Here is a 10365-nt window from a genome sequence, read left to right as displayed (position 1 = left end):
TCTTTAAGCGTATCAAGCATTTTCGTCGCGTCGCCACTCGATATGACAAACTCGCCCACAGCTACCTCACCTTTGTCTCCATCGTGTCTGCCTTCGGGCCGCTCTTAAATGTAAACAGGACCTAGTATGACAAGGTTTCGATTGTCCGCGCGATTTCGATGCGGTTGAATCGAGGATCGCACCGCGACTTTTTTCCAGCGATATCGCAATACCGGAGACACCGTGCAAAGCGCCTGCATTCCCGAATCGAAGCTGCCCAGTGTCGGCACGACCATTTTCACCGTGATCGGCCAGCTCGCCGACGAGCATCACGCGCTCAATCTCTCGCAGGGCGCGCCGAACTTCGCCTGCGATCCGCGGCTGATCGAAGGCGTCGAGCGAGCCATGCGGGCAGGACATAACCAGTATTCGCCGATGTCCGGCGTCCTCGCGCTGCGCGAAGCCATCGCTCAGAAGACGCACGCGCTCTATGGCGCGCAGTATGATCCGGGCACGGAAGTGACGGTCGTCGCGAGCGCAAGCGAAGGGCTTTACGCGACCATCAGCGCGCTCGTGCATCCGGGCGACGAAGTCATCTATTTCGAGCCGTCGTTCGACAGTTACGCGCCGATCGTACAGTTGCAGGGGGCGACGCCGATTGCGATCAAGCTGTCGGCGGAAAATTTTCATATCGACTGGGACGAGGTCGCGGCCGCCATCACGCCGCGCACGCGCATGATTCTCGTCAACTCTCCGCACAATCCGACCGGCAGCGCGTTCACCGCACACGACATCGAGCGGCTGACGGCATTGACGCGCGACACGAAGATCATCGTGCTGTCGGACGAGGTGTACGAGCATGTCGTGTTCGACGGCGCGCCGCATCAAGGCATGGCGCGTTACCCGGCGCTGGCCGAGCGCAGCGTGATCGTGTCGTCGTTCGGCAAGTCGTATCACGTGACGGGCTGGCGCGTCGGCTACTGTCTCGCGCCCGCCGCGCTGACGGCCGAGATTCGCAAGATCCACCAGTTCATGACCTTTTCCGCCGATACGCCGATGCAGATGGCCTTCGCCGACGCGCTCGCCGATGCATCGAGTTATCTGAATCTCGGGCCGTTTTATCAGCACAAGCGCGATCTGCTGGCGCGGGAACTCACCGGTTCGCGCTTCACGCTGATGCCGAGCGCGGGCAGCTTTTTCATGCTGGCGCGCTACGATGCGATCTCCGACGAAACCGACAGCGACTTCGTGCTGCGCCTGATCCGCGAGGCGCGCGTCGCGACGATTCCGCTGTCGGCGTTCTATACCGACGGCACCGACAACCGCGTGATTCGCCTTTCGTTCGCGAAGGACGACGACACGCTCATCGAAGGCGCGCGCCGTCTTCGTTCGATTTAAGCCATTTCAGGAGACCATCACGATGAACATGCATCGCCTCGCCACCGCGTTTCTGCTCGCCGGCGCCATGTCGAGCGGCGTCGCGCTCGCCGCCGATACGTTGCGCTTCGGGCTGGAAGCGCAATATCCGCCGTTCGAATCGAAGTCGTCGACGGGCGAATTGCAGGGACTGGATATCGACGTCGGCAACGCGGTGTGCGCCGCCGCGAAGATGCAGTGCAAATGGGTCGAGACCTCGTTCGACAGTTTGATTCCCGCGCTGCAAGGCCGCAAGTTCGACGCGATCAACTCCGCGATGAACGCGACCGACCAGCGTCGCCAGGCGATCGATTTCACGACCGTCGTGTATCGCGTGCCGACGCAACTGATTGCCAAGACCGGCAGCGGCCTGGAACCGACGTCGGCATCGCTCAAAGGCAAGAGTGTCGGCGTGCTGCAAGGTTCGATTCAGGAGACCTTCGCCAAGGCGCATTGGGAGAACGAGGGCGTGAAGGTTGTGCCGTATCAGGACCAGAATCAGGTTTATACGGACCTGAAATCCGGCCGCCTCGACGCCACGCTCGTGCTCGCGCCCGCCGGCCAGAACGGCTTTTTGTCGAAGCCTGACGGCGCGGGATTCGCGTTCGTCGGCGCGCCGGTGCGGGACGACAAGATTCTCGGCAGCGGCATCGCGTACGGCGTGCGCAAGGGCGACGGCGCGTTGAAGGCGAAACTCGATGCGGCGATCGCCAAGGTCAAGGCGGACGGGACGATCGACAAGTACGCGAAGAAGTATCTGGGGGATATTGATATTTCGGCGAAATGAGGGGGCGTTGCGATGAGCGCGCGACCTTTGACGCCGCGCGCTCGACGCTCAAAGTTGCAGGAACGAGCGAATCGCGAATTTGGCGGCGTCGAGTTCGTCCTCGGTGACCGTCTCGCCTTTGAAGTCGATCCCACGCGCAACGAGACTCCACGTCCTGATCTGATCGACCATCGCAACACCCGGGCGCTTCAGGCTGGCGATCGGCACCTCGGTCTCCCATCCGCGAATGGTCGACGTGATCGGCAAGCCGGTAAAACGCCGTGTGATCTCGTTCATCATGAGATCGGATATGACCAGCACGGCGCGATATCCGTCCTGCTCGTTACCCTTCGACGGCCCGATGTGCAATCGCACGATATCGCCGGCATCCGGAATTCCGTTCTTCATTCGATGCCCTCGCGCGATGGATCTTCCGGACCGCCCCATTCCGTGCCCATGGGATCGCCGAAGTCGATCTCGTCGTGCGGGACGAGTTTGCCTTCCCGATATTGCTGAATCAGACGTTCACGGGAAAAACGTCGAATCGCTTTGTGCGGCCGCACAACAATGCGGCCATCCTCTACTTCCACATGCACTTCCTGATCCTCCTCAACGGAAATCTCAGCAGCCATATTGGCAGGAATGCGCACGGCAAGGCTATTGCCCCAACGTTTTAGGATTTGTTTGGGCATGATGGCTCCGGAATCGTAGAAACGTATCGATACTTTCAGCCTATCCGCCGCCCTATCGAGTGTCAACGTGTAGATACATTTTTAGGAGCGCGCTGGAGGAGACCCTATACCGTTTGGTTTTGCAACTTTTTTCTCTCCAAGGCAAACTGGCGGCTTGACCGAAACCGGCCGTGGCGCGCGTGTGCTCCGGCGCGACGCCCAGGAGCCGCATGAGCACACCGACGACGCCTAGCGCACCCGCAGCACCGACACCCGCCGCCGCACCCGCCCCGCCTCCGCCGCTCGAAGGCGGCAAACTCGTGCTCGCGACTTTCGCGGTGGCGCTCGCGACCTTCATGAACGTGCTGGATTCGTCGATCGCCAACGTCGCGATTCCGACCATCTCCGGCAATCTCGGCGTGTCCGTCAACGAGGGCACGTGGGTGATCACGGTGTTCGCGGCATCGAATGCCGTGTCGATTCCGCTGACCGGCTGGCTCACGCAGCGGCTCGGGCAGGTGCGCCTGTTCGTCGGCGCGATTCTGATGTTCGTGCTGTCCTCATGGCTGTGCGGCCTCGCGCCCAATCTGCCGGTGCTGCTGATCGCGCGCGTGTTGCAGGGCGCGGTCGCCGGGCCGCTGATTCCGCTGTCGCAGGCAATCCTGCTCGGCTCGTATCCGAAAGAAAAGGCGTCGATGGCGCTCTCGCTCTGGGCGATGACCGCGACCGTCGGCCCGATCGCCGGTCCCGCGCTCGGCGGATGGATCACCGACAGCTATTCGTGGTCGTGGATCTTCTACATCAATATTCCGGTCGGCCTGTTCGCGGCGGGCGTGACGTGGATCATCTATCGCGAGCGTGAATCGAAGACGCGGCAGGCGCCCATCGATGTCGTCGGGCTGTTCCTGCTCGTGTCATGGGTCGCGTCGCTGCAGATCATGCTCGACAAGGGCCGCGACCTCGACTGGTTCTCGTCGCCGGTGATCGTCGTGCTGGCGGTCGTCGCGATCATCGCGTTCGCGTTTTTCGTCGTGTGGGAATTGACGGAGGAAAATCCGGTCGTCGATTTGCGGCTGTTCGCGGGGCGCAATTTCTTCGGCGGCACGGTGGCGATTTCGGTCGCGTACGGCGTGTTCTTCGGCAATCTCGTGCTGCTACCGCAATGGATGCAGCAATACCTCAACTACCGTTCCGTCGATGCCGGTCTGGTCACCGCGCCGCTCGGCATTTTCGCGGTGATGCTCGCGCCGGTCATGGGCAAGGTGCTGCCGCGCAGCGACGCGCGCATCATCGCGACGATGGCGTTCGTCGGCTTCGCGTTCGTGTTCTGGCTGCGCTCGAAGTACGTGATCGAGATCGACACCTGGCATCTCGTGCTGCCGACGCTTTTGCAAGGCATTCCGATGGCGATGTTCTTCGTGCCGCTGACGGCGATCGTGCTGTCGGGTTTGCCGCCGTCGAAGATTCCGGCGGCGGCGGGCCTGTCGAATTTCGCGCGCGTGTTTTGCGGCGCGGTCGGCACGTCGCTGGCGGGCAATGCGTGGGATGACCGCATCGCGCTGCATCACGAGCGGCTGACCGAGCAGGCGAACATCTACAACCCGACGTTCCTGCAGTCGCTCAACATGTCGCAGTCGACGCTCGATATCAACACGGCGCAGGCGCGCGGCATGTTCAACTTCACCGTCAACTCGCAAGCCGCGATGATGGGCCTGAACGACATCTTCCTGATTTCAGCGGTGATCTTCATTCTGATCATTCCGCTGATCTGGATCACGAAGGTGGCGAAGGGCGGCGGTGGCGGCGCGGCGTCGGGGGCGATTAATCCAACGACCCGCTCGCCATGACGAAGCTTGCGTCAACTCTGCGGCGTCAGGAAGTAGATTGGCGTCAGCGGCATGCGGGTGCGGGCTTTGTCATCGAGCTTGCCGTAAAACTCGATCCAAAGCTCGATCAATCGCTCGGAGTCGATCAGAGTGATTTTGCGGCGCTCCTGATCGCGATCAAACGTTTCGGCATCGCGAGTGAATCAACCGAGCGAAACAAATAGGCCTACGTCATCGTCGTTGATGATCGCAATAAACGACTTCAGGCCGTCCTTATCCACGCGATGTCCGACACGCTTGACTTGCACTTTGATTCGAGGAGCGCGCGTGCCCAGCGGGTCCGTGTTCGCGATGATATCAACGCCGCCGTCCTTGCCCGGCGGCGAAATCCAGCCGACGTGGTAGCCCATTGCCCGAAGCAGGTCCGCAACCAGATCCTGAAAATCGTAAGGCGGCATCTTGCGAAGATGCTGCTCGATCTCGCCCCAAGCCTGTTCTTCGGCTTGTTCATAAGTAACGCTCGCGGTTTCTGCATCGACATCGAAGGAAAGATCGGCTTGCTCGCTGAGCTTGGCGGAGACGGTTGCAAGACCGGCCGCATCACGCAATTGCGACGCTTTCCATTGACCATAGAGACGTCCTGCTTCGCGATGAAAGACCGCAGGGTCGTTGAATTTCTGATATGCGGATAAACCTACATCCGTGACAGCCCAAACGCCCTTGTGTTTAACGATCCAGCCACCTTTTACACAAGCTACGGTAGCAAAGCGCACGATTTTCTCGAAACGTCTCTGCCCACTGGACTCGTAGAATCCCGCTTCGTATGCGGTGAGTGCCACGCTGTTTGCCAAGGCTTCCAAAGCCTTTCCGGCAGGCATTCCCTCCGGATGCGATTTCAAAATTTCGAACAGCTTCCTTAGCAGTTCGCCTGTTCTTTGTCTGGTTACTTCAGCCATTGCAATTTCATCATCAAGAGCGCACGACGGCGTCGTGGCGCATGTGATTATTGCAATTGACTGACGAGAAACGAAGCAAACGAAGAGAAACTAAGAATATTGGTCAAACCCAACCTGACGAACGGCTCGGCCAAAGCTGAAAGTTGGACCGCTACTTCAACCCCAACTCCACCCGCGTCGACGCGCCCTTGTCCTTTATGCCATCCGCATTGAGCCTGGGCGCGACGGTAAAGATCCGCTTGCTGTCGATCTTGCCGTCGAAGTATTCCTGCACCGCCTGAGCGCGACGCTGCGCGAGATCGCGTAGCGTGCCTTCATCGACGGGCGCGTTGTCGACCAACCCCGACTTCATGTCCTGATCCGGCAGCGTCTTGGTCATGCCGATGAAATTCGTCGGCTTCTTGAAGTCCGCGCTCTTGTAGACCTTGGTCAAGTATTTGTCGTAGTCCGCGTCCGATACCTTGATCGCGTTCCAGTCCACGTTTTCGCCGTTGCCCGACATGTCGCGCACTTTCGCGCGCTTGACCTGGTTGTCCACCCACGCGTTCTTCAGCGCCGGTTCGTCGACTTTCGGATCGACGCGGCCCGTCACATCGACGCGAATCGACTGCTTGTCCGCGAGCGCCTTCGCGATGGTTTCGAGCTTCTTTCTGCGCGGCATCGTTCAGATTGGCCGAGCCCGGATCGAACTCGATGTAGTTGAGATCCTCGCCGCTGCCGCCACCGAAAGCATGCGCGAGCAGCGTGAACGGCGCGGTCACCGCCTTCTGCACGAGATTCAGAAACGCCTGCCAGATCAGTCCGCCGATCGAAAACTCCGGGTTGTCCAGCGAACCGGAAATCGGAATGTTGACGTCGATCTCGCCGCGCGAGTTCTTCAGCAGCGAAATGGCGAGGCGCACCGGCAGCTTGGTCGCGGTCGTGTTGTCGACATGATCGCCGAAGGTCAACTGATCGATAAACAGATGGTTGTTCGCGCTGAGCTTTTCGTCGGCGAGCATGTAATGCAGATCGACGTTGAGCTTGCCCTTGGTGATCGGATAACCCGCGTACTTTGACGAATACGGCGTGAGATTAGCGAGCTCGATATCGTGCGCGGTCGCGGTCAGATCGAGCGCGGGCTTGTCGATCAGCGGGTTCACTTGTCCCTTGATCGCAACCGGCCCGTTGGCGGCGAGCTTGGCGGAGACATCGACGGGCGCGGGCGTTTTCGACTGCGTGCCGAATGCGCCGATGGTCCCGTTGATCGCCACCAGATTCGCCGTGTAGTTCGGCTTGATGAAGTTGTCCGTGTAGGTGACGCGGCCGTTCTGGAGCACCAGTTCGCCGAAGCGCGCGTTCACCGGCGGACCGGTCTTTTCCGCTGTCTTCGCGACAGGCGCGGGCGCAGGCGCAGTCTTGTCCTTCGTCACCGGTTGCGTCGTGCCGTTGTCGCCCGCAACCACGCCCTTCAGATTCAGACGGCCTTGCGCATCGAGCAACACGCGTCCGTAGAAATTCGAGAAGGTGACTTTCGCCGCGTCGATGTCGGTGCCGCGCTCGCTGTAGTTCACCTTGACGTTGGTCAGGCCGAGCAGCTTCCAGCCCGCGAAGCGATCGTTGGTCAGCTTGTCGATGGTCCGCACATCCGACAACGACACGTCGCCCTTGTAGGTCGCGGCGAGCGATTTGCCGCTGCCCGCGAGCGTCATGTCGCCGTTCGCGTTCAGGTTCGCGCTGGCGATCTCGACATTGAGTTTGTCGCCGAAATACGGCTCGAACGCGGAGGCATCGAGTTGATCGCTCTTCACGTGCAGCGCGAACTTGAGCGGATTGACCGTCACATTGCCGCCGATCGCCACCGCGCCTTTGCCGTTGAGCGTGAGCTTGCCGTCGACGTCGAGCGGCTTGGAGAGATCGTCGCTGAACTGCTTCACCCTCACGGACAGCGGCGCGACGCGCAGCTTAACCGGCTTCGCGGGCGTTTCGTCGGTGAGGTTGGCGCTGGCATCGTTCAACGCGATCTGGCCGATGCGGTAATGCCACGCCGGCCCCGCTTCCTGCGCCTTCTGGACCTTGTGCGTCGCGCTGGATTCGGGCGCGGCATCGTGGGGACCGGCGAGCGATGCCAGATCGATGCTGCCGTCCTTGCGTCGCGTTGCATCGAGCGACAGGCCCGACAACTGCACGCTCGCGAGTTGCGCGTTGCGTGCGGCGACATCCACTTTGTCGATCTTCGCGACGGCCGAAGCGAGCTTGATCGGCGCGCCGTTGGCCGCGTTCGGCGTGAGCGTTAACGCGTCGAGTTTGACGTCACCCGAAGCGACCTGCACGGCGGCGTCCGGCTTCGACCAGTCGACCGAAATCGGCAGATTCGCGCCCAGCGTGCCGCTCGTCACGCGCCCGGCGAATGCGTTCGCCAAGTAAGGCTGCAAGGGCGGCAGCGCGAGCGCATCGACGGCGAGTTTGACGTCGGCGGTTTTGGAGGCGAGCGTCACGTTGCCCGATGCATCGAGCGAGCCGCCGTGATCGAGCGCGGTTTTGAGCGTATAGCGCGCGGGCGTTTTGGCGAGCGTCGAGAAATCGTCGAGCGTGACGGCGAGATTGCTCAGCGCGAGCTGCACGCGCTGTTTCATCAGCTGATCGTCGATGCCGATATGACCGCCGTCGATGCCCACGTGTTTGATCGACAAATCGAGCGGCGTCGCTTCTTTTTCTTCCTTCGGCACGGGTTCGGCCGCGGGCTTGGACGACGCCAGCTTCTGCACGTTCAGCACGCCCGATGCATCGCGCGACAACTGCACGTCGGGATTCGTCAGCGTGATGTCGTCGAGATTGTAGACGCTGCGCAGCGGCTCGGCATCGGCGATCTTCACATGCAGCTTGCCCGCCTTGACGAGCGGCGCGTTCGCGCGATCGGTGACGTCGAGATCGGCGAGATCCGCCTGACCGTCGATGCGAATGGTCGGGGTATCGCCCGCGATCGAAAAGCGCACGTTCAGATCGGTCGAGAGCTTGCCGCTTTTGATCGCGACCGGCACCGACGCGGGCGCGTAAGCGGCGAGTTGCGGCACGTCGAGATCGTCGAGCGAAAGCGCGACATCCGATTCGCGCGACTGCGAAAACGGCTTGGTGCGCCCTTTCACCAGCAACGGCGACCCGTCGATGCGCGCCTGTAACAGCGGCGTCACGAAAATCTCGGTAGCGGACGGCAGCGTCGCGATGAACGGAATATGCAGCGCGAAGCGATCGACCACATGCTTCGCTTTCAGCAGACGATCGTCGAACGTGACATTGCCGTTCTCGATGCGGATATTCGACACGGAGAACTTCGCCGGCGACTTCGACGGTTCCGGCGACGGCTTGGAAAACTTCTCGATCAGATCGGAGAAATTGAAATGCTCGGCGTCGTATCGCACGACATTGATGCGCGGCGAATCGACCTTCAGTTCGTTGACGACCGGCGCGAGCTTGAACAGCGACGCCCACGATGTGCGCACGACGAGCCGCGACACATCGGCGAAATCGTTCGAACTGTCCGGCGCTTTCGCGAGATTCGCCTGCGATTCGCCGATATGCACGCCTTCGGCATCGAAATCGAGCATATAGGGATTGAGGCCGATGCGCCGGATGCTCACCGGCCGGTCGAGCAGCTTCGTCAACTGCTGTTCCGCGACATGCCGGATGATCGGCGGCGCGACGAAGAAACCGAGCGCGCCGATCACGAGAATCGCAATGATCAGCCCGATGACAATGCGCCGCGTGCGCCGCGCATGGACCACGCCGCGCAAGGTTTGCCCGGCATTGGCGAGTGAAGATTTGGTGACGCTTGACATTCGATGCGCGCGGCGACGTTCCGGCGGACATCGCACAGTCGCACGCGCGCCGCGTCACGTCGCTTATCTCATGAAGGTGATGGAGCGAGTATAGAACGCGCCGGGGCGCAAACGTTCGTCAAATGCGCATCGGGCGATGAATTACTGACGCATGACGGACGGCGGCGTCCACGAGCCGTCGGTCGCTTCGGGCTTGGGCGCGTAGAGGCGCATCGTCAGTTGAAAGTCGCCGTCGGGCGCGGGCAGCCAGTTCGCCGCATGCGCGCGGCCGGGCGAATCGGCGGACACGTAGAGATCGACCGAACCGTCGCGATTCTTCTTCAGACGGTCGTGGTCGTTGAGCGAAATGCGCACGCGTTTGCCGCCGCTCAGCGCGCCGTCTTTTGTGTACGCCGTGAGCGACCAGAAGCCGCGTACCGGCGGCAACTGATTCGGCGCGAAATGCATCACATAGTGATTCGCGCCGTTGAGCGTGTGCCCTTCGCTGTCGACGCGCGCGACCGGCCGCACTTCGCCTTCCTTCGTGCCGGTGGCCTGCATGCGACGCGCCAGATACGCGCGCAGCATGTAATCGGTGCCGTAAACGCCAACGTCGTCGCCGAACCAGGTCCATCCGTTTCGCGTGATGGCGTTCGACGGCACGGTGACGAGCCGCTCGCGGCCATCTGCGAGGCCGGCGTCGAGCAGCGGACCATCGGTCTTCTTGAATTGCACCGGCTCGCCGGGCTTCACGCCGAGATCGGCCAGACGATCCATCGCGTGGCTGTCGGCGCTGGCGGGCGGATTGTCGTCGAGCGAACGGGCCAGACGCGCAAGAAACGCGGGAAGCCTTGCAACGGCTGCGTCTGCGGCAGGTACAGGTCGCGCGGCTCGGCCTGCCCGATGGCGGCGCGGCGCGTCTGGAACCGAAGCTGTCGGGACTGCTGCAGGAACACC

At 61.5% G+C, this 10365-nt stretch carries 8 protein-coding genes and 2 pseudogenes; 5 read left to right on the top strand and 5 right to left on the bottom strand.

The window, feature by feature from the left end; translation table 11 throughout:
* The 3 genes and pseudogenes from BVER_RS32855 to BVER_RS24400 all read left to right on the top strand — a co-directional run.
* Nucleotides 1–125, top strand: a pseudogene (locus BVER_RS32855) (IS5/IS1182 family transposase); the annotation flags it as partial.
* 97 nt (nucleotides 126–222) lie between these two features.
* A complete protein-coding gene (locus BVER_RS24405; protein ID WP_050455474.1) occupies nucleotides 223–1377 on the top strand; it encodes a methionine aminotransferase in 1155 nt (384 codons plus the stop codon).
* A 22-nt stretch (nucleotides 1378–1399) separates the two neighbouring features.
* Nucleotides 1400–2182 carry an ABC transporter substrate-binding protein gene (locus BVER_RS24400; protein WP_050455473.1) on the top strand — a complete coding sequence of 261 codons (783 nt, stop codon included), beginning with the start codon at nucleotides 1400–1402 and terminating at the stop codon, nucleotides 2180–2182.
* Nucleotides 2183–2230: 48 nt separating this feature from the next.
* Here the strand turns inward: BVER_RS24400 and BVER_RS24395 are convergent, their stop codons facing one another.
* Nucleotides 2231–2569: a type II toxin-antitoxin system PemK/MazF family toxin gene (locus tag BVER_RS24395; RefSeq protein WP_050455472.1), complete on the bottom strand. Its 339-nt coding sequence runs from the start codon at nucleotides 2567–2569 to the stop codon at nucleotides 2231–2233.
* Nucleotides 2566–2853 carry an AbrB/MazE/SpoVT family DNA-binding domain-containing protein gene (locus BVER_RS24390; protein ID WP_050455471.1) on the bottom strand — a complete coding sequence of 96 codons (288 nt, stop codon included), beginning with the start codon at nucleotides 2851–2853 and terminating at the stop codon, nucleotides 2566–2568. Before BVER_RS24390 ends, BVER_RS24395 begins: the two co-directional genes overlap by 4 nt.
* A 209-nt stretch (nucleotides 2854–3062) precedes the next feature.
* Here BVER_RS24390 and BVER_RS24385 point away from each other — a divergent pair, with 209 nt between their 5' ends.
* Nucleotides 3063–4679, top strand: a complete 1617-nt coding sequence (locus BVER_RS24385; protein ID WP_050455470.1) for a DHA2 family efflux MFS transporter permease subunit — start codon at nucleotides 3063–3065, stop codon at nucleotides 4677–4679.
* Nucleotides 4676–4882, top strand: coding sequence for a hypothetical protein (locus BVER_RS34500; RefSeq protein WP_232316744.1), 207 nt, complete (start codon nucleotides 4676–4678; stop codon nucleotides 4880–4882). Before BVER_RS24385 ends, BVER_RS34500 begins: the two co-directional genes overlap by 4 nt.
* Here BVER_RS34500 and BVER_RS24380 read toward each other — a convergent pair.
* From BVER_RS24380 to BVER_RS24370, 3 genes and pseudogenes are all read right to left on the bottom strand, one after another.
* Entirely contained in the window at nucleotides 4862–5614 is a 753-nt protein-coding gene (locus BVER_RS24380; protein WP_232316743.1) for a restriction endonuclease, read from the bottom strand. The genes BVER_RS34500 and BVER_RS24380 overlap by 21 nt on opposite strands.
* A gap of 151 nt (nucleotides 5615–5765) precedes the next feature.
* Nucleotides 5766–9429, bottom strand: a pseudogene (locus tag BVER_RS24375) (DUF748 domain-containing protein).
* A 141-nt stretch (nucleotides 9430–9570) separates the two neighbouring features.
* Entirely contained in the window at nucleotides 9571–10185 is a 615-nt protein-coding gene (locus tag BVER_RS24370) for a DUF1214 domain-containing protein (protein WP_083452342.1), read from the bottom strand.
* Nucleotides 10186–10365 lie beyond the last annotated feature (180 nt).

The sequence above is a fragment of the Candidatus Burkholderia verschuerenii genome (assembly GCF_001189365.1).
Taxonomy (GTDB): domain Bacteria; phylum Pseudomonadota; class Gammaproteobacteria; order Burkholderiales; family Burkholderiaceae; genus Caballeronia; species Caballeronia verschuerenii.
This window is presented reverse-complemented; position numbering and strand designations above follow the sequence as displayed.

What these genes read in the sequence shown, in the direction of transcription:
- BVER_RS24400 (WP_050455473.1), top strand. Translation starts at nt 1,400, where the DNA reads ATGAACATGCATCGCCTCGCCACCGCGTTTCTGCTCGCCGGCGCCATG.
- BVER_RS24395 (WP_050455472.1), bottom strand. Translation starts at nt 2,569, where the DNA reads ATGAAGAACGGAATTCCGGATGCCGGCGATATCGTGCGATTGCACATC.
- BVER_RS24390 (WP_050455471.1), bottom strand. Translation starts at nt 2,853, where the DNA reads ATGCCCAAACAAATCCTAAAACGTTGGGGCAATAGCCTTGCCGTGCGC.
- BVER_RS24385 (WP_050455470.1), top strand. Translation starts at nt 3,063, where the DNA reads ATGAGCACACCGACGACGCCTAGCGCACCCGCAGCACCGACACCCGCC.
- BVER_RS34500 (WP_232316744.1), top strand. Translation starts at nt 4,676, where the DNA reads ATGACGAAGCTTGCGTCAACTCTGCGGCGTCAGGAAGTAGATTGGCGT.
- BVER_RS24380 (WP_232316743.1), bottom strand. Translation starts at nt 5,614, where the DNA reads ATGGCTGAAGTAACCAGACAAAGAACAGGCGAACTGCTAAGGAAGCTG.
- BVER_RS24370 (WP_083452342.1), bottom strand. Translation starts at nt 10,185, where the DNA reads ATGGATCGTCTGGCCGATCTCGGCGTGAAGCCCGGCGAGCCGGTGCAA.